Source organism: Micromonospora sp. NPDC049044, assembly GCF_040649215.1.
Taxonomy (GTDB): domain Bacteria; phylum Actinomycetota; class Actinomycetes; order Mycobacteriales; family Micromonosporaceae; genus Micromonospora.
Genome location: NZ_JBEZFA010000025.1, coordinates 1 through 18,521 on the forward strand (window position 1 = coordinate 1; position 18,521 = coordinate 18,521).

Below are 18,521 nucleotides of genomic sequence, written 5' to 3' on the forward strand. Positions count from 1 at the left end.
GCGTCGGTGTGTGGCGCCCGGGCCGCCGTGCGCGATTCCGTGGCCGCGGAGCGGGGGCGCCACCCGCTCTCGGGTCGCGGGCGGTGCCGGCCCCCGCGGCCCGGCCGCGGCCGGGGTGCCGGCGGCCTGCCGGGCGGCGGCCGCGGCGCCGAGCAGCCGGGCCGCGACCTCGGGCGAAGACACCGCCGACGCCATCCCTTCCAGCGGGCCGAGCACGTCGCGCGCGGTGGCCATCGCCTCGGCGACGTCGAACGCCTCGAGGTGCAGGGCCAGCGCGGCGGCGGGGTCGCCGCTCTGTTCGACCGCGTAACCCAGCTCGACGAGGACCATCGGCAGGTAGAGCGCCGGCTGGGCCTCGCTGCGCCCTTTCTCGGCGAGGCGGGTGAGGTGGGTGGTGGCCAGGTCGAGCTTGCCGTCGCGGCGGGCGGCGAAGCCCAGGCCGAGCTCGGCGAAGACGATCGCGCTCGGCGAGCCCTGTTCCACCGCCAGCTGGTACGCGCGCTCGGCCAACTCCCGGGCCTGCGCGTAGTCGCGGGTCTGCACCGCGAGCCAGGCCAGCCAGGACAGCTTGCCGCCCACGTGCGGCCACAGCCCCAGCTCCTCGGCCCAGCGCAGCCCTTCGCGGTGCAGGGCCGCCGCGCGTTCGTACTCACCGCGAATCTCGGCCAGCCCACCCACCCAGTCGCTCGCCTGCAGGCGGCCCCACCGGTCGCCCACCTCGGCGAACAGCGCGGTGCTGCGCGTCGCCGCGCTCTCCAAAGCGGCCAGGTCACCGCCGGCGTGCGCGATCATGGCCCGGGAGCTGAGCACCGCGGCCTCGGTCCACGGATCGGTGGCGGCGGTGGGCAGCAGCTCCGACGCCAGCGGCAGGTCGCTGCGCTCGAGTACCGCGTTCGCGGCGAACCAGACGGCTCGGGCGTCGGCGACACCGGCGAGTGCGGCGCGTACCTCGGCCGCGGGGATCTGCTCGCCCTGCAACAGCGCGAAACCGGTCCGCCAGGCTGCGGCGCGGCTCTCCTGCGTCGGGTCGCCCGGCGTCGCGAGGGCCCGCCGCGCCTCGGTGAGCCGGCCCCGGAGGTACCAGTACCAGCTCAGCGCGACGGCGAGCCGCAACCCGCCGCCGTGCGCCAGCGCCGCGCGCAGGTTCACCGTCTCCGCGTCGAGCAGCGCCAGCCACCGCTGCTGCTCGGGGCCGCGCAGCAGCGGGTCGGCATGCTCAGCCAGGTCGGTGTAGTACGCGGCGTGCCGCGCCCGGGTGTCGTCGGCGTCGACCAGGTGATCCAGGCAGAACGCCGCGACCGACTCGAGCAGCCGGTAACGCGGGCCGGCGCCGGTGTCGTCAAGCACCACCAGCGACCGGTCCACCAGGCGGGCCAGTGTGTCGAGGTCGGTCCGGCAGACGACCTCGGCCGCCTCCGGAGTGCAGCCGTCGCCGAACACCGCGAGCCGGGCCAGCACCGCGCGGTCGCCGTCGTCGAGCAGGTCCCAGCTCCAGCCGATCACCGCTGTCAGCGTCCGCTGTCGCGCCGGCACGTCGCGCTGCTGCGTGGTGAGCAGCCGGAACCGGTCGTCGAGCCGGTCCACCACACCCCGCAGGCCGAGCGCGCGGACGCGGGTCGCGGCCAACTCCAACGCCAGCGGCAGGCCGTCCAGGCGACGGCAGAGCTGGGCGACCGCCGCCGCGGTGTGCTCGTCGAGACGAAAGCCGCGGTGCTGGGCGGCGGCGCGGGCGGCGAACAGCCGGGCCGCCGCCGAGCGTCGGACCGCGTCCGGGTCGCTGTCCGAGGGCAACGACAGCGGGGGTACCTCCCAGAGCAGCTCCCCGGTCAGGCCGAGCGGCTCCCGGCTGGTGGCCAGCACGCGCACCCCGGGCGCGTCGCGCAACAGCCGGGCCACCAGCGCGGCGACCGGCTCGATGACGTGTTCGCAGTTGTCAAGCACCAGCAGCAGGTGCCGCGACCGCAGCGCCGCGACGAGTCGGTCGGTGGCCGACAGACTCGTGCCGGCGGCCTCGCGCACGTCCAGCGCGCCGAGCACCTGCTCGGCGACGCCCGGGGCTCCGGCCGGCAGCGGCGCCAGCTCGACAAGCAGAACGCCGTCCGGAAAGGACTGGGCGCGGGCGCTCTCGGTGGCCAGCCGGGTCTTGCCGACGCCGCCCGGCCCGATCAACGTGACCAGGCGCTGCGCGGGCAGCAGGGCCCGCAGCTCGGTCAGCGCCTCGGCCCGGCCGACCAACTCGTCGAGCTGGGCCGGCAGGCTGTTGCGGATGATCGCGGCCTTGGGCGGCGCGCTCAGGCCGGCGTCCTGTTCGAGGATCCTGCGGTGCAGGGCGACCAGTTCGGGGCCGGGGTCGAGGCCCAGCTCGTCGGCGAGCCGGTCCCGCAGGTCGGCATAGCTGTCCAGGGCCTCGGACTGGCGACCGGCGGCGTACAGCGCGCGCAGTTGCACAGCCCGCAGGCCCTCGCGCAGCGGGTGTCGGGCGACCAGCTCGGCCAGGTCGGCCGCGACGAGGTCGTGCTCACCCCGGGCCACCCGGGCCTCGGCGAGCCGCTCGTGCACGGCGAGGCGCTGCTCGGCGAGTCGGGTCGCCTCGGCGCGGACGAACTCGGCGTCGGCCACGTCCGCGTACGCCTCGCCCCGCCACAGCCCGAGCGCCTCGGTCAACCGATCGACGTCGGTGTGCCGGGCCAGCTCGGCGAACCGGTCGGCGTCGACCGTGTCGGCCCGCAGCAGGTAGCCGGGAGCGCGGGACTCGACCAGGTCGCGGGCGCCCGGCTCGGCGTCGTTGAGCGCCCTGCGCAGCTGCGACACCCGCACCTGGAGGGCGCCGGCGGGGTTGGCGGGGGAGTCGTCACCCCACAGGTCGTCGATGAGCCGGTCGGCGGAGACGACCTGGTTGCGGTTGGTCAACAGGTCGGCCAGGAGGGCGCGCACCTTGGCGCCGGGCACCACCACCGGCTCGCCGGCGTCCGTGGTGACGGCGAGCGGCCCGAGCACCCCGAACTGCACGGCGGACATCCTATCGCCGGTAAGGCGACCTGAAGCAGACCGTAAGCGGGCCGGCGCACCGTGTGGGCATGGAGATCTATCACGAGACACATGGCAGTGACGAGGGCCGGCCGCTGGTGCTCATCCACGGCGCGCTCTCGGGCATCGGCACCTCGTTCGGCATGATCCTGCCGTTGCTGGCGAAGTCGCGGCGGGTGGTCGCCGTGGAGTTGCAGGCGCACGGCCACACCCCGGACGTCGACCGTCCGCTGACTGTGGAGCACTTCGCCGCCGACGTGGTGGAGTTGCTGGACCGGCTGGGTGTCGAGCGGGCGGACGTGTTCGGCTGGAGCATGGGCGCGGCGGTGGGGCTGCGCCTGGGCACCGACCACGCCGAGCGGGTCGGGCGGCTGGTCCTTGCCTCGGTGAGCTTCGAGGACGACGGTCTGCACCCCGGGCTGCTCGACGGGATCCAGGATCTGCGGCCGGAGCACCTGCACGGCTCGGAGTTCCACGAGGAGTACCTGCGCACCGCACCGGACCCGGCGGGCTGGGCCAACCTGGTCACCAAGATGAAGGTGCTGGACGCGAACCTGCCGCGCTGGACGCCCGAGCAGATCAAGGCCCTGGCCGCGCCCGCCATGATCGTGCTGGCCGACTCGGACATCGTCCAGCCCGAGCACGCGGTGCTGATGTTCCGGCTGCTCGGGGGCGGGGTGCCCGGCGACCTGACCGGTCTGCCGGCCTGCCGGCTGGCCATCCTGCCGGGCACCACCCACACCACGATCCCGCAGCGCGCCGAGTGGCTGGCGCCGATGATCGACGAGTTCCTGGGCGCGGATCGGTAGCTACTTCTCCAGCAGCAGCGCTTCGGCGCCCACCGGTCGGAAGCCGGCCGCCTGGAAGGCACGCACACTGCGCGCGTTGCCGGCGGCCTGCTGCGCCCAGAGCGGCTGGCCGTCGGGCACCAGGTGCCGGGCTGCCGTCGCCAGCGCCCGGCCCAGGCCCCGGTGGCGAACGTCCTCGTCGACCTCGATCGCCGCCTCCCAGCGACCCGCCACGCCACGGCCGAGGACGACCACGCCGCCCTCGGTCGCCCAGACGCGGACGTCGTCGCGACGCCTGCGCGCCCTGGCCTCCCGGGGGTGATCGGTGTCGGTCAGCTCGCGCAGCGTCAGCGGGGGCGCTCCGGCCAGCGGGGAGGCGACGGTCAGCAGGTCGATGGTGTCCGTCGACCGTCCGGTGCGGTCGAGCAGCGCACCCAGAAAGCGCGGATTCATAGTGGCCGCCAGCGAGTCGCAGTCGAGCGCGGCCAGGGTGCGGCGGACCCAGTCGGGGTCCTCGTCGGTGAACACCACTGAGTGTGCGGTGAACGCGATCACTCCGGCGTCCCGGGGGCTGTGCTGCGGCACGATGGTGGTCCCGCCGTCCGGCGGCGGGAAGTGCCCGCGTGCTGCCGCGTCCAGGACGTCGGCCAACGTGCCACCCACTATCGTCGCCTCCTCGGGCTGAGAGCCACAGTCCATTCTCGCCGGCCCGGCCCGAAGTTCGCCGTCCTGAGGTCATGGCGTGGGGCCGCCGGACCGGGTAGAAACACCAGAGAGCGCTCTCACGGCCCCAGCTGCGCCGGGAGTACCACCCGGTCGCGGAGAGGACGAACCACATGACAACCCCGTCCCGACGTACCCTCCTGCTCGCCCTTCTGGTCACCACCGCCCTCACGACGACCGGCACCGCCGCCACCGCCGGCCGCCCCACGCACGGCGCACCCGACTTCGGGTCGAACGTGACGATCTTCGACCCGAGCATGCCGGTCGGCGAGATCCAGCAGACCCTCGACGCCGCGCACGCCCGCCAGGTCGACAACGAGATGGGCACCGAGCGGCACGCCTACCTGTTCAAGCCGGGCGCGTACGGCACTGCCGAACAGCCGTTGCAGGCCAAGGTCGGCTACTACACCGAGGTCGCCGGCCTGGGCGCGTCGCCCACCGACGTCGCCGTCAACGGCAAGATCGAGGTCTACAACCGCTGCCTGGCCGACGGCGGCACCGGCAACTGCCTCGCGCTTGTCAACTTCTGGCGCACCCTGTCCAACCTCTCGCTCACCGTCAACGCCGCCGGGCAGGACGGCTGCCGGTCGACGGCGAACTTCTGGGCGGTGTCCCAGGCGGTCTCGATGCGCCGGCTGAACATCACCGGCGGCGGACTGTCCCTGATGGACTACTGCACGGCCGGCCCGCAGTACGCCAGCGGCGGCTTCATCGCCGACTCGCGGCTGCCGGCCACCACCAACGGCTCCCAGCAGCAGTGGCTCACCCGCAACAGCGAGGTCGCCGGGTGGTCCAACGCGGTGTGGAACCAGGTCTTCGCGGGCGTCGAGGGCGCACCGGACGACGCCACGTTCCCGGACCCGCCGTACACCACCCTCGACACCACGCCGGTGAGCCGGGAGAAGCCGTACCTGTTCGTCGACGGCAAGGGCCGCTACCACGTGCGGGTGCCGTCGGCGCGGCGCGACAGCCGGGGCGTCTCCTGGGCCGACGGCCTGACCCCCGGGCGGACCATCGGGATCGACGACTTCTTCGTCGCCAAGCCGTCCGACCCGGTGCAGGTGATCAACAGTCAGCTCGCACGCGGCAAGCACCTGCTGCTCACCCCCGGCGTGTACGACATCGCGCGCAGCATCGAGATCCGCCGCGCCAACACGGTGGTGCTCGGCATCGGCCACGCCACCCTCACCGCGGTCAACGGCGCCGTCCCGCTGGACGTCGCTGACGTGCCCGGCGTGATCGTCGCCGGCGTCACGATCGACGCCGGCACCGTCGAGTCGCCGGTCCTGCTGCGGGTGGGCCGTCAGCACGGCCGCGACGCCAGCAGCCCGGCCAACCCGACCACGCTGTCCGACGTGTACTTCCGCGTCGGCGGTCCGCACATCGGCCGGACCAACACGGCGCTGGAGGTCAACAGCGACAACGTGCTCATCGACCACACCTGGGTGTGGCGCGGCGACCACGGCGTCGAGGGCTTCACCGAGGGCGTCAACGGCGACACCGACCGCTGGCGTACCAACATCGGCCGCTACGGCGCCGTCATCAACGGCGACCACGTGACGGCCACCGGCCTGTTCGTCGAGCACTTCCAGCGCTACAACACGGTCTGGAACGGCGAGCACGGCACCACCATCCTCTACCAGAACGAGCTGCCGTACGACCCGCCGACGCAGGCCGACTGGATGAACGGCCCGGTCGAGGGCTGGGCCGGGTACAAGGTCGGTGACCGGGTGCGTCACCACACGCTGTACGGCGGCGGGGTGTACGTCTTCAACCAGAACAACCCGTCGATCCGCACCGAGAACGGCTTCGAGGTGCCGAACCGGCCGGGTGTGACGCTGCACCACATCATGACCGTGAACCTGAGCGCCGGAACGATCGACCACGTGGTCAACGGCGTCGGCGACGCGGCCGACATGGCGAAGGTCGGCGCGCCGGTCTACCTCGCGCAGTATCCGACCCCGTAGGGATCCCGGTCGTACCGAGGGGCCGGAGCCGGCGAGGCTCCGGCCCCGTCGTCCGTTCCCGCCCACGGAGATTCTGCGTCAACAGCCTTGAATTCCTATCATGGCGGTAGGAAAATAGGTGAATGCCGGTCGGTCCGCTCCTCACCTCGCGTCGGGTCGTCGACCTGATGCGGACCGCCAGCGAGCTCTGTCCGGGCGCACCGGCCACCGACTGAGCCGCGCAGCACCGCCCTCCTCTTCCGGCCGCGCTGCCTGATCCCGCGTCGACGCCTGAGTCCGGCGCCCTCATCACCGCACGTTGCACCGATCCGGCCCGCCGGATCGGTTCACGACCATGGAGTACGCCATGACATCTGATCAGCCACCGCCCACCCCACCGACGGCCGGGGAGTCCCGGCTCGCGTTCAACGAGGACTGGCTCGCGACAATCCTTGGCCTCGCCCTGCTCGCACTGGTCCTGCTCGGTGCCATCCCTGCCGGGCTGGTGCCCTGATGGCCACCGACGCGACCCGCACCGGCGACGAGCCCCGCACCGGCGACGAGTCGACCACCGGCGACCCGGCCGCCTCGACCACAGTGGCGCGCGACGACCTGTTCTGGGCCTGGACCCTGCTCGGGTTGGTGGTCGTGGTCGGCCTCGCCGCGCTCACCCGCTACCTGGAGCAGAACGTCCCCGACTGGGCCGACGGCACCGCAGTGGAGGACATCGGGGCCGCCGTCGAGTACCCGGTCTACGCCATCCTGCTCGGCCTGCTGGGCAACGTCGCCGTCACACTGCTCGGCTGGCGGGGCCGGATCGCCGCCGCATTCCGGACCGAATTCTTCATCAAGACCGGGCTCGTGCTGCTCGGGGCCTCGATCAACCTGGCCGTCATCGCCAGCGCCGCCGGGCCGGCGATCGCCCAGGCGATCCTGCTGATCAGCGGGGTCTTCCTGTTCACCTGGTGGTTGGCCGGCAGGCTCGGCCTGGACGACAAGCTGCGGGCGTTGCTCGCCTCGGCGGTGTCGATCTGTGGGGTCAGTGCCGCGATCGCCGCCGCCGGGGCGGTCCGGGCGCGCCGGGAGCAGTTGGCCTACACGGCGAGCCTGGTGATCGTCTTCGCGCTGCCGTCGATCTTCGTCCTGCCCTGGCTGGCCGACGTGTTCGGACTGTCCGACGCGGTGGCCGGGGCGTGGATCGGCGGCAACATCGACACCACCGCCGCGGTCACCGCTGCCGGAGCGCTCGCCGGAGAGGAGGCGCTCCAGATCGCCAGCATCGTCAAGGTCACGCAGAACGCGCTGATGGGTGTCGTCGCGGTGGCGCTCACCGCGTACTTCACACTGCGTGTGGAACGGCGGCCCGGCGCGGCCCGACCGGGCCTCGGCGAGTTGTGGGCGCGGTTTCCCAAGTTCGTCCTGGGCTTCGTCGCCGCCTCGGTCATCGCCACCTGGTATCTGGACGCGACGGGCGCGGACGGCAAGGCGGCCATCGCCATCGTCAACGACCTGCGCGTCTGGTTCCTGATCCTGGCCTTCGTCAGCATCGGCCTGGAGGTCCGGGTCTCGTCGTTGCGGGAGGCCGGTTGGCGGCCGGTCGCGGTGTTCGCCAGTGCCACCGTCTTCAACCTGGCGTTGGCGCTCGGCCTGGCGTCGCTGCTGTTCCGCAACTTCTCGGCCTGAGCGCGTGCCCCCACCCTTGACCGGGCCCGGGGTGGGGGCACGCTACTCCTTCCGATTCACTGGCAAATATTTCCATCGATCAGTCTCACTGTTGCGGGCTGGCATTCATTGCTGCCACGATGGCCGTCAATGCCTTCCGTCCCAGAGGGAGTGATCGTCATGGCGGTCTCCCGCCGCAGGTTCGTCACGTCCGTGTTGGCCGGGTCCGCCCTCGCCGCCACCTCCACCACGAAACTCCTGGCCAGCCCCGCGCAGGCCGCCAGCCCGGTCGGTGACGTGGTCGGCAAGGTGACGGTCGGCTACCAGGGCTGGTTCAGTGCCCCCGGCGACTCCGCGCCCATCGGCGGCTGGTGGCACTGGAGCCGCGACCGCTTCCAGCCGCCCTCGCCCGCGAACACCACAATCGTGTCCTGGCCGGACCTGCGCGAGTACACCCGCAGCTATCCCACCGCGTACCCCAACCTCGGCAACGGCTCGCCGGCCACCCTCTTCTCGTCCTACGACCAGCAGACGGTGGACACCCACTTCCGGTGGATGCAGGAGTACGGCTGCGACACCGCCGCGCTGCAACGGTTCAACCCGATGGGCGACGAGGGCCCGACCCGCGACGCGATGACCCTGAAGGTCCGGTCAGCGGCCGAGCGCCACGGCCGCAAGTTCTACATCATGTACGACGTCACCGACTGGCTGAGCTTCCAGGCGGACATCAAGACCGACTGGACGACGAAGATGTCCGCGCACACCGCGTCGAGCGCGTACGCCCGCCAGAACGGCAAGCCGGTCGTCTGCATCTGGGGCTTCGGCTTCAGTGAACCGAGCCGGCCCTTCACCCCCGAGCCGTGCCTGGAGGTCGTCAACTGGTTCAAGGCGCAGGGCTGCTACGTCATCGGCGGCGTGCCCACCTGGTGGCGGCAGGGCATCGAGGACTCCCGCGCCGGCTTCCTCGACGTCTACCACGCGTTCCACGCGATCTCGCCGTGGATGGTCTACCGGGCCAGGACTGTGGAGGAGCTCGACTCGTACTACAACAACGTCAACGTCGGCGACCTGGCCGACTGCGCGACGCACGGCATCGACTACCTGCCCTGCGTGATGCCCGGTGACCTCGCCGGTGGGCACCGCAGGCACGGCGACTTCTACTGGCGGCACATCTACAACATGGTCCGGCTCGGCTCCCAGGGCCTCTACGTGTCCATGTTCGACGAGTACAACGAGGGCAACCAGATCGCCAAGACGTCCGAGACGCAGGCCACCACCCCGGCCGGCGCGAACATCCGCGCGCTGGACGAGGACGGCGTCGCCTGCTCCTCCGACTACTACCTGCGCATCACCGGCGACGGCGGCCGGATGCTCAAGGGACAGCTCGCGCTCACCGCCGTACGCCCGACCCCGCCGACGCTCGGCACCCCGCCGCCGGCCACCGGGAACCTCGCCGCCGGTCGGCCCACCTCGGCGAGCAGCCAGAACGGCCCGTTCCCGGCGTCGAACGCGGTGGACGCCGACGCCGGCAGCTACTGGGAGAGCGGCGGCGGCGCGTTCCCGCACTGGTGGCAGGTCGACCTCGGCGCCAGCCACCAGGTCACCAAGCTCGTGCTGCGGCTGCCGGCCGGCTGGGGCGCGCGGACCCAGACCATCACCGTGCTGGGCAGCGTCGACGGCAGCTCCTTCGCCACCATCGCCGGGGCCTCCGCGTTCACCTTCGACCCGGCGACCGGCAACACCGTCACCCGCACGCTGGCCACCACCACGGCCCGCCACATTCGGCTGAGCATCGCCGGCAACACCGGCTGGCCGGCGGGCCAGCTTTCCCAGGTCGAGGTGTACGCCGCCAGCGGCACCACGGACAACCCGCCGACCGCCCCGAGCGGCCTCACGGTGACCGGCCGGACGGCGAGCAGCGTGTCCCTGGCCTGGACGGCGTCGACCGACGACAACGGGGTCACCGGTTACCAGGTACGCCAGGGCGGCACCCTGGTCAGCACTGTCACGGGCACCACGGCGACCGTGAGTGGGCTCAACGCGTCTACCGCGTACACCTTCACCGTCACCGCCCGCGACGCCGCCGGCAACACCTCGGCGGCCTCGAACGCGGTCACCGTCACCACCGACGCCCCGGCAAACGCCGACCTGGCCCGGGGGCGGCCCACAAGCGAGAGCAGCCACGTGCAGAGCTACGGTTCGGGCAACGTGGTCGACGGCGACGCGAACAGCTACTGGGAGAGCGCCAACAACGCCTTCCCGCAGTGGGTGCAGGTCGACCTGGGCGCGACCCGCACGGTAGGGCGGGTGGTGCTGAAGCTGCCGCCGTCGTCGGCCTGGGCCACTCGCACGCAGACCCTCACCGTGGCGGGTAGCACCGACGGGGGTTCCTTCAGCACGCTTGTCGGCTCGGCGGCGCGCACCTTCGACCCGGCGACGGGCAACCAGGTGACGCTGACGTTCAGCGCCACGCAGACCCGCTACGTCCGGGTCACCGTCACCGGCAACACCGGCTGGCCGGCCGGGCAGCTGTCAGCCCTGGAGGTGTACGCAAGCTGACCGGACGTGGGGCGGCCGCCGGACGTCGACCGGCGGCCGCTCCTCCACCCGGCGGTCGGGCACTGAGCAACCGACGCGAAGGCGGGTTTCCGGCGTTCGCCGACTACCAAATGATGATGCCGCCCTGCACCGCCTTGGCGCGCTGCACGGCGTCCCGTGCATTGGTCAGGTAGCGGAGAATGCGTTCCGCGTCGTATCCGGTCGCGGCGGCCAGCAGCTCGACGTTCTCGACGTGGAGGGTGCACCCCTTGTCGAAGGCATCGAGCTGGCCGGGGAAGACCTGGAGGTTACCCCGATTCTCGACCGTGACGTCGGCGAGTTGCGGCAGGAACGTCGCGCCCAGCTGACGAGTCACCGCGGAACCCCACAGCGAATGACGGAAGGCTTCAGCTCCCACAGCCGTGCTGGTGCCCGGCGGATCCTCCACAACCTGCCGGCCGGCGTAGGAGCGTCGTCCGGTATCCACACTGCGATATCCAGGCTGGCTACGGTCCTTCGCGTGACAATGTCAGACGCGCATTGGTGGTCGTTGCTCCGGAAGTTGGACGAGCCGGTCGCGCCGGTAGAGCAGGGCCTCAGCTCGGAGTCGCTCCTGCGGGCCATGGTGGAGGGCGCACTGCCGCAGTCGGTGCTGGCGGCATCGAACGCTCGGGTGGAGCCAGGTGCAGGTGATGGTCTGGAGATGCCACGGCACGTCGACCGCGCGGCGACCCAGGGTCGGTTCGACCGGCTCGCGGAGCGATTGAGTGAGGCCTACAGTTCAACGCTTCACACAGGCTCGGTGATGGCAAATCGCGGCAGCTCGAGTTCGGCCGGCGGGGCGATTGTGAACGTTCCACCCAGCGCCTGCGGCGCCCATCCAGCGCCCAGGCCGTAATGGACAAGAACGCGTACGTCCGCGGTTGTCGGGTAGGGATACGCCTCTCCGCTGCCGTGCACGTCGGTCTCGACGTACTGACCGTCAGAGGCGCCGGTGGGCCGCTCGGTCAAGTCGACCTGTAGGGCGCGACCGCTCTTTCCCGCACCCCACACGCGGAGCCTTATGCAGCGGTGAAGACGACCGTCAGAGCCAGCTGTGGACCGGATGTCGGCCTTCCAGGTGAACTCCCGGCCGTCTATGTGGAGCGTGCGCAGCCTCGATCTCATCCGCCCATGCTGCCAGCCAGGCGGCCACCGTACGCGCCGTCGCCCGTGATGATCGACTCGGATTCGTGATGCCGGAGTGTCGGAGCTGCTGGGATACCGCGTTATCGCTGAACGGAGGTGATCTCGCGGCTGCGGGGGCGGCCACGACCCAGTGGAACTCGGCGCGCGGAGGACGTCGCAGGCGGTGGACGCGGACCATGTCGCGCCGGCTGAGGCCCGGGTGCCGGCCGTTGGCGCGTACCGTGCTCGCCGAGATCGCTCGTGCGCACCCGGCGCCGGCCGGCGTGGCGCGACTGGCGGCGGTGGCCGGCCTCACCCGGCCGTGCGCGGCCGGCCCCGCAGGTGTGAAGCGGGTTGCTCAGCGGCGGGAGCGCCTGGCATGATCTCGGCATGATCGACAGAATCGAGTCCTCCGTCCGCCGGTGAGCGTGACACCCGAGCCTGGACTGCTCGGATCCCAGATGTCGTTGTTTGCGCATGCGTCGCTGTTGCATCGCGCGGATCCCGACTCGCCCCTTCCTGGTGACGGCGTGCCCTACCCGGATGACGAACAGCACCGAGATCGGAAGTTTCGTCCTTCGGCGCCAAATGATTCACGGCGCAGCGGTGCTGATGTCGCCGCACTGCTGGATGCGCACTTCGCTGATCCGTCCACCGTTCCAGGCGATCTCGTCGAGGCATTCCATGGCCTCTACGTTCCGATCCACCCCAACGACCACATCTCGGCTGCGGCATGTCGGGTCGACGCCGACCGGGTCCGGGAAACCGGTCGCTGGCTCGTCCAGCACGCCACCGATCGCTGCGCTGCGATTGTCGGCCTGGCATTGCTGGGCACCGTGTGGGATGAGGACGACATCACGCTGATCAAGACGATCGGGCTGTTGTCGAAGCACTTCGGTCCACTGGCCGCCCACGCTCTGAAACGACGGCGCGATGGCTCGGACGCCTTGCTGTGGCTGGCCGAGCGGGTCACGGGCTGGGGCCGGGCGTATGTCGTGCAGACCCTGTGCGAGGTCGGCGGCATCGGGGCGCGGCAGTGGCTGCTGCGTCGTGCGTGTGATGGCGACTTTCTCAACGGCTACTTCGCCGGAAAGGTCGCCACCACCGCGCACCTGCACGAGGCGATCACCGCGCCGGACCCGGACCTTGAGGTGATCGACCACACCGGCCGGTTGCTGGCGACAATGGCCGACAGCGACGGCATGGGCATGACGCTCGAACACTATCCGCCCGCCCCGGCGGTGCTGGCGGCCCACTGTGGCCTCGCCGGTCGGCTGGAGCCGTCGGTGGAGCGCTTCTACGTCGCCGCGCAACTGGCCGGATATCTACAGGGGGCAGCGGCGGACCGAATCGCGTGGCCCGAGGGGGGACGGGAACGCGTTCTGGACGGCTACCTTGCCCTTGTGAATCGGGAGGACTGGTGCGCTGTCGCCCGCGCCGGACTGGCCGCGAGGGACCACCGTGTCACCTGGCTCGCCGCGACGCTGGCAGCACGCCTCGGGTTGCGGGCGTTCACCGACTGAGGGCGCACCGACGCATCGATCATCGCCCCGGTCGTGCTGATGTCGCGGTGTCCGAGCCGTTGGGACACCGCGACATCGCCGAAACCGTGGTGATCTCGCCTCGCTCTCGTTGCCGGTCAGCCCGTCGTCTGTCGCATCCGGCGCAGGTCCTCGGCCGGGTTGATGGTGCGCACGGGGTTGGGCACCGCGCCGCGTCGCCGCCACTCGCGCGGGTAGCCCAGTGAGACCTCCTCGAACCGCACGTCGTCGTAGAACGTGGTGCGGGGGATGTGCAGGTGCCCGTAGACCATCGTGGCCGCACCGAAGCGCAGGTGCCAGTCGCGGGTGCGCACGGTGCCGCACCACTGGGCGAACTCCGGGTACCACAGCACGTCGGTGGGCTCGCGTACCAGCGGGTAGTGGTTGACAAGCACGGTCGGCAGGGCCGGGTCGCGGTCGGCCAACCGGCGCTCGGTCTCGGTGATCCGGGCGTCGCACCACGCCTCCCGGGTCGGGTACGGGTCGGGGTGCAGCAGCGCCTCGTCAGTGCACACCACGCCGGCCTTGTACGCCAGATCCAGCGACTCCTGCTTGGTGCTCGCCTCGGGCACCCGGAACGTGTAGTCGTAGAGCACGAACAGGGGCGCGATGGTGGCCGGACCGCCCACGCCGTCCCAGACCGGGTACGGGTCCTCCGGGGTGACGACGCCCAGCTCACGGCACATGCGGACCAGTTCCTGGTAGCGCGCCTCGCCGCGTAACTGCACCGGGTCCTTCGCTGGTGTCCACAGTTCGTGGTTGCCCGGCGCCCAGACGACCTTCGCGAACCGGCTGCTCAGCAGCGTCAGTGCCCACTCGATGTCGGCGTAGAGCTCGGCCACGTCGCCGGCGACGAGCAGCCAGTCGCCGTCGTGGTCCGGGCGCAACTCCTGCACGAACGAGCGGTTCTCCGGGTAGGCGATGTGCAGATCGCTGACGGCCCGCAGTTGTGGAGAGAGGCTCACGCTCCGAGGCTAGGCCCTCGTGGTCCGATCGGAACACCCCCTGTCCGGCCTCGCTGGGCGGTTCCCGTCGCCCGCATATCCGCCGACTCGGCGGGAAAGCCGCGACGTCCGACAGCCCGATACCGGAGCAGGAGACAGACATGCCTTTCATCACCGTGGGTACGGAAAACTCCGCGCCCATCGACCTGTACTACGAGGATCACGGTTCCGGTAAGCCCGTGGTGCTCATCCACGGCTTCCCGTTCAACGGGGCAACGTGGGAGAAGGAAACCAGGGCGTTGCAGAACGCCGGATACCGGACGATCACCTACGATCGGCGCGGTAACGGTAACTCCGCCCAGCCGGCGTTCGGATACGACTACAACACGTTCGCCGCGGACCTGGACGTGCTGATGACCGAGCTGGACCTGAACGACGTGACCCTGATCGGTCACTCGATGGGCACCGGGGAAGTGGTCCGTTACCTCGGTAACTACGGCTCGCAACGGGTGAGTCGGGCCGTGCTGCTCAGCCCGCTGCAACCGATGTTGGCCAAGGCCAGCGACAACCCGGAGGGCGTCGAGCGGAGCCTGTTCAAGGGTTTCCAGGACGCCATCATCAAGGACCGCTTCGCCTACCTGACGTCCTTCTGCGACGCGTTCTTCAACCCGGACCAGAACATGGGCAAGCGGGTGAGCGAGGAGGCCTACCGGGCGCACTGGCAGATCGGCGCGATGGCCTCCGGCAAGGCCACCCACGACAGCGTGGACGCCTGGCAGGAGGACTTCCGGCCGGACCTGCCGAAGATCAAGATTCCGGTGTTGATCATCCAGGGTGACCAGGACCGGGTGCTGCCCTACCCGGTGACCGGTCAGCGGCTCGGGCCGATGATGCCGACCGGTCAGCTCATCACGCTCAAGGGCGCGCCGCACGGCATCCCGTGGACCCACGCCGACGAGGTCAACAAGGCGATCATGGACTTCATGAAGCAGCCGGCCAAGGCTCGCGCCTGACCCGCACCGGTAGCCGATCGGACGCCACGACACCCGGCCCAGGGTTCGCACCGGGGCCGGGTGTCGCCGTCGGTCAGGGCCGGCGGGCCACCACCGCGCCGTTGGCGCCGGGGGCGTCGAAGCGCACCGTACGCACGTCGACGAAGCCGGCGTCGGTGAGCCAGGCCGCGTATTCGGCGCCCGAGTAGTTGCGACCGCCCTCGGTCTCGACAAGCATGTTCATGCCCATCAGCGCCGCCTCCGGCGGGCCGGTGCGCTCGTCGTTGAGCAGCAGCTCACAGACGACGACCGCCCCAGCGGGCGGCAGCGCCGCGTGGCAGCGGGCCAGCAGCGCCCGGTTCGTCGGCTCGTCCCAGTCGTGCAGGATCATGCTGAGCAGGATGACGTCGTGCCCGTCCGGCAGCGCCGGGTCGACGAGGAAGTCCCCGGCGACCGCCTCGATCCGCCCGGTCAGACCGGCCTCCGCGACCCGCTCCCGCGCCCGTACGCAGACGTGCGGCAGATCCAGCACGGTGGCCCGCAGTTCGGGCAGGCGGCGGCAGAATTCGATGGGGAACGCGCCGGCGCCGCCGCCCACGTCGAGCAACCGGCGGTGCGCGGCGAAGTCGTACGCGTCGGCGAGCGCTTTGGCGGTGAAACTGGACGTGGCGAACATCGCGTCCCAGAACTGGGCAAGCATCTCCGGGTCGGCGGTGTCGAACATCGACTGTTGGGCCTCCGGATCCCAGGTCAGCGGCCGATCCGTGCGCAGAGCCTCGCCGATGCGGTGCCAGGGCAGGTAGGTGCGCTCGTCCGAGTAGCGGATCTGCGCGCCGAAGTAGTAGGGGCGACCCTCGACCAGGAACTGCTCGGCCAAATCCGAGTTGCGGTAGCCGGCGCCGACCTTTTCCAACAGGCCGAGCGAGGCGCTGGCGGCCAGCAACAGGTCCGCGGGCCGGTCGGGCAACCCGAACTCGGCGGCAACCTCGTCGACGGTCATCGTCCGCCCGCTGGCCAACCGGGTGAACAGGCCCAGCTCGACGCCGGCCGCGAGGGTCTTGAACCCCCACACACCGGCCACCAGGCGCATCAGGGGAGTGGGAGTGGTCACGAAAACATCAGACCATACGTCGGCTCCATCCACGATGGTCGTTCACGTCCGGATCAGCGTCACCAGCCCTGCCGCGACGAGCACACCGGCCCAGAGTCGATCCACGTTGAACCACGCCCGGCGCAGCACCCCCACCCCGAGCACCTGGTAGACAAGCATCGCCACCACCAGGGCGGTGCCGAGCATGGCCACCGTGTGCACCCCCGCCGCCGCGAGCCCGGCCAGTGCACCCACCGGCGCGGCGGCCAGGTGCCCGGCATGACCTCCGGGCACCGGCTCGGCCACCAGCAGCGGCAACAGCATCAGCCCCGCGCCGTGGGCCGACGACATGAGGAACGACCAGCCGGCGAGCTGGGCCGAGGACAGCCGCATCCCGGCCCAGCGGAAGTGCCGTTCGGAGAGCAGCCGCCACAGCCCGAACGCGACGAGCAGCACACCGCCGACAACCGCCAGTGCGGTGCTCGTCGTGACCGACCGGGTCGCGCTCACCAGCGCCGCGACGACCCCCACCGAGGCGAGGTGCCCCGCCGCGATCGGCGGCAGCGACCGCAGCAGGGCCGCCCGGCTGCGGTCCTGAAGGCCCCGGGCCACCGCGAACAACCAGCCCATCGCCGGGTTCAGACCGTGGAACGCGCCGAGCGCGGCGAGCGCCACCAAGGTGGTGACGGTCACGGGAAACAGTACGAGTCGGAGGACGCGTCCCCGCCCTGCAACCGGGTCTGGTGCACCCGCAGCCCGCGGAACTCCTCCCCGTGCGGGAAGAACCTCTCGTCGGGGGTGAGCCCACCGGCGTCCACGTCGACGTCGAGCTTGGCCAGCCAGGCCCCCACCCCGTCCGGGTAGAACTGGTCGTCCCAGGCGCCGTAGAGGGAGTTGCTGACGTAGACCCGTCGGCCGTCGCGGCTGACCTCGACCATCTGCGGGCCGCCGGCCAACGCCTCGTCGGGCGCGGACGGGTGCGCCGCGCGGCGGACGATTCCACCGAGGCGTACCGAGCCGGTCTGCACCGGGTGCAGTGGGTCGCTGACGTCGTACTGGCGCAGCTCTCCGGTGCCCCAACAGGAGACGTAGAGGAACCTGTCGTCGACCGACAGGTCGATGTCGGTCACCAGCGGCGGCACCGCGCCGAACGGCTTGAGCAGGTCGGGCAGATCCGCCGGATCGGCCGGCTCGGCCGGAATGTCGATCACCTTGGTCACCGCCCAGGCGTCGCCGTCGCGGTGCCACAGCCACACCGAGGCGGACAGGTCCTCGACGCTGATCACCACCCCGACGAACCCGTACGACTTCGTCGGGTCGTGCGCCGGGCGCAACTCCAACGGCATCTGATATTGATCACCCAGGTCGACGCGCTGCACGTGTCGACGCTTGGCGAGGTCCCAGAAGTGGATCGCGTGGCCGTAGCGTCGGCCCAGCAGCAACTCGCCGACGATGCCGTCCTCGATCATCGACGGGGTGCCCCACTCGCTTGTGACAAGCACGTCCTGGGTGAGGTGCCACCACACGTCGTACGCCAGGAACTGCGGGCCCCGGTCGGCCTCCCACGCTGCGCGTACCTCGAACGTGGTGTGGTCGAGGATGGCGATGCCGCCCGGACCCTCCGCGCCGTCGGCGCCGCCGAGAGCCGAGACGTAGATGCCGTCCGGGCCGCAGTGCACGGTGTGCGGGCGGGAGTAGCCGGCTTTTTTCGCCAGTTCCTCCGACCCGATCACCTTGACCACCTGGGGCTGGCGCGGATCGGGCTGGGTGTCGAGCACGTGGATCCGCGACGACCGCAGACCGGGAACGATCAGGTAGCGCCGCTCGACGTGCGGGTGCGGGGCGGTCGGGCAGAGAGCGCTGCTGCACGCGTTCCACCCGAAGTGGTGCACCTCGTCGCCGAGGTGCGGCAGGTCGGTCCAGCCGACCACAGTGCCGTAGGTGGGGGAGCCGGGATCGGTGTCGAGCACCACTATGGCGTCCGGACGGCTGGCCGTCCGGTCGAAGGCCGCCACGTAGGCGAGCTTCTCCGCCGGTGCGCTCACCGCTTCGGCGGGGGAGGGGTAGAAGGTGGGATCGGGGGTCCAGCGGGTCATCGGGTCT

The 18,521-nt window shown here is 71.1% G+C and carries 15 protein-coding genes; 7 read left to right on the forward strand and 8 right to left on the reverse strand.

The genetic code is table 11. The features are described from left to right. A partial coding sequence (locus AB0B85_RS20760) for a BTAD domain-containing putative transcriptional regulator (RefSeq protein WP_357409622.1) occupies positions 1 to 3,018 on the reverse strand: 3,018 nt, incomplete at its 3' end. Positions 3,019 to 3,077: 59 nt separating this feature from the next. Here AB0B85_RS20760 and AB0B85_RS20765 point away from each other — a divergent pair. Continuing rightward, positions 3,078 to 3,836 (forward strand): alpha/beta hydrolase, encoded by a 759-nt coding sequence (locus AB0B85_RS20765; protein WP_357409625.1) that lies wholly within the window; start codon positions 3,078 to 3,080, stop codon positions 3,834 to 3,836. On the opposite strand, the gene AB0B85_RS20770 is transcribed toward AB0B85_RS20765, so the two are convergent. Next, positions 3,837 to 4,478, reverse strand: a complete 642-nt coding sequence (locus AB0B85_RS20770; RefSeq protein ID WP_357409627.1) for a GNAT family N-acetyltransferase — start codon at positions 4,476 to 4,478, stop codon at positions 3,837 to 3,839. A 173-nt stretch (positions 4,479 to 4,651) separates the two neighbouring features. On the opposite strand from AB0B85_RS20770, the gene AB0B85_RS20775 reads away from it, so the two are divergent. The 4 genes from AB0B85_RS20775 (at position 4,652) to AB0B85_RS20790 (ending at position 10,705) form a co-directional block, all read left to right on the forward strand. Beyond that, positions 4,652 to 6,505: an adenylyl cyclase gene (locus AB0B85_RS20775; RefSeq protein ID WP_357409629.1), complete on the forward strand. Its 1,854-nt coding sequence runs from the start codon at positions 4,652 to 4,654 to the stop codon at positions 6,503 to 6,505. 346 nt (positions 6,506 to 6,851) lie between these two features. Continuing rightward, positions 6,852 to 6,998 carry a hypothetical protein gene (locus AB0B85_RS20780; RefSeq protein WP_167524827.1) on the forward strand — a complete coding sequence of 49 codons (147 nt, stop codon included), beginning with the start codon at positions 6,852 to 6,854 and terminating at the stop codon, positions 6,996 to 6,998. Further along, the gene (locus AB0B85_RS20785) at positions 6,998 to 8,167 is read left to right on the forward strand and encodes a putative sulfate exporter family transporter (RefSeq protein ID WP_357409632.1); all 1,170 of its coding nucleotides are present in this window, start codon (positions 6,998 to 7,000) and stop codon (positions 8,165 to 8,167) included. The genes AB0B85_RS20780 and AB0B85_RS20785 overlap by 1 nt, the downstream gene beginning before the upstream one ends. Positions 8,168 to 8,326: 159 nt before the next feature. Continuing rightward, entirely contained in the window at positions 8,327 to 10,705 is a 2,379-nt protein-coding gene (locus tag AB0B85_RS20790; protein ID WP_357409814.1) for a discoidin domain-containing protein, read from the forward strand. Positions 10,706 to 10,808: 103 nt separating this feature from the next. Here the strand turns inward: AB0B85_RS20790 and AB0B85_RS20795 are convergent, their stop codons facing one another. Together AB0B85_RS20795 and AB0B85_RS20800 are read right to left on the reverse strand one after the other, a co-directional pair. Further along, a complete protein-coding gene (locus AB0B85_RS20795; protein WP_357409634.1) occupies positions 10,809 to 11,060 on the reverse strand; it encodes a hypothetical protein in 252 nt (83 codons plus the stop codon). A gap of 413 nt (positions 11,061 to 11,473) precedes the next feature. Beyond that, on the reverse strand, positions 11,474 to 11,851 hold the full coding sequence (locus AB0B85_RS20800; RefSeq protein WP_357409636.1) for an integrase: 378 nt from the start codon (positions 11,849 to 11,851) through the stop codon (positions 11,474 to 11,476). Positions 11,852 to 12,273: 422 nt separating this feature from the next. On the opposite strand from AB0B85_RS20800, the gene AB0B85_RS20805 reads away from it, so the two are divergent. Then, positions 12,274 to 13,374, forward strand: a complete 1,101-nt coding sequence (locus AB0B85_RS20805; RefSeq protein WP_357409639.1) for a hypothetical protein — start codon at positions 12,274 to 12,276, stop codon at positions 13,372 to 13,374. Between the two features lie 116 nt (positions 13,375 to 13,490). Here the strand turns inward: AB0B85_RS20805 and AB0B85_RS20810 are convergent, their stop codons facing one another. Continuing rightward, complete coding sequence (locus AB0B85_RS20810) at positions 13,491 to 14,357, reverse strand: metallophosphoesterase (protein ID WP_357409641.1); 867 nt, start codon at positions 14,355 to 14,357, stop codon at positions 13,491 to 13,493. Positions 14,358 to 14,497: 140 nt separating this feature from the next. Between AB0B85_RS20810 and AB0B85_RS20815 the strand changes: the two genes are divergently transcribed. Further along, positions 14,498 to 15,349 (forward strand): alpha/beta hydrolase, encoded by an 852-nt coding sequence (locus AB0B85_RS20815; RefSeq protein ID WP_357409643.1) that lies wholly within the window; start codon positions 14,498 to 14,500, stop codon positions 15,347 to 15,349. Positions 15,350 to 15,422: 73 nt separating this feature from the next. Here AB0B85_RS20815 and AB0B85_RS20820 read toward each other — a convergent pair whose 3' ends face one another. From AB0B85_RS20820 to AB0B85_RS20830, 3 genes are read right to left on the reverse strand one after another with little or no spacing between them, the layout of a single operon-like run. After that, a complete protein-coding gene (locus AB0B85_RS20820) occupies positions 15,423 to 16,439 on the reverse strand; it encodes a methyltransferase (RefSeq protein ID WP_357409645.1) in 1,017 nt (338 codons plus the stop codon). A gap of 42 nt (positions 16,440 to 16,481) precedes the next feature. Then, entirely contained in the window at positions 16,482 to 17,111 is a 630-nt protein-coding gene (locus AB0B85_RS20825; protein ID WP_357409647.1) for a hypothetical protein, read from the reverse strand. Then, positions 17,108 to 18,514, reverse strand: a complete 1,407-nt coding sequence (locus AB0B85_RS20830) for a selenium-binding family protein (RefSeq protein WP_357409649.1) — start codon at positions 18,512 to 18,514, stop codon at positions 17,108 to 17,110. Before AB0B85_RS20830 ends, AB0B85_RS20825 begins: the two co-directional genes overlap by 4 nt. Positions 18,515 to 18,521: the final 7 nt, after the last annotated feature.

Bases quoted from the DNA above. Each gene is read 5' to 3' on its own strand.
- AB0B85_RS20815 (WP_357409643.1), top strand. From the start codon at position 14,498: ATGCCTTTCATCACCGTGGGTACGGAAAACTCCGCGCCCATCGACCTG.
- AB0B85_RS20800 (WP_357409636.1), bottom strand. From the start codon at position 11,851: ATGAGATCGAGGCTGCGCACGCTCCACATAGACGGCCGGGAGTTCACC.
- AB0B85_RS20830 (WP_357409649.1), bottom strand. From the start codon at position 18,514: ATGACCCGCTGGACCCCCGATCCCACCTTCTACCCCTCCCCCGCCGAA.
- AB0B85_RS20780 (WP_167524827.1), top strand. From the start codon at position 6,852: ATGACATCTGATCAGCCACCGCCCACCCCACCGACGGCCGGGGAGTCC.
- AB0B85_RS20790 (WP_357409814.1), top strand. From the start codon at position 8,327: ATGGCGGTCTCCCGCCGCAGGTTCGTCACGTCCGTGTTGGCCGGGTCC.
- AB0B85_RS20785 (WP_357409632.1), top strand. From the start codon at position 6,998: ATGGCCACCGACGCGACCCGCACCGGCGACGAGCCCCGCACCGGCGAC.
- AB0B85_RS20775 (WP_357409629.1), top strand. From the start codon at position 4,652: ATGACAACCCCGTCCCGACGTACCCTCCTGCTCGCCCTTCTGGTCACC.
- AB0B85_RS20765 (WP_357409625.1), top strand. From the start codon at position 3,078: ATGGAGATCTATCACGAGACACATGGCAGTGACGAGGGCCGGCCGCTG.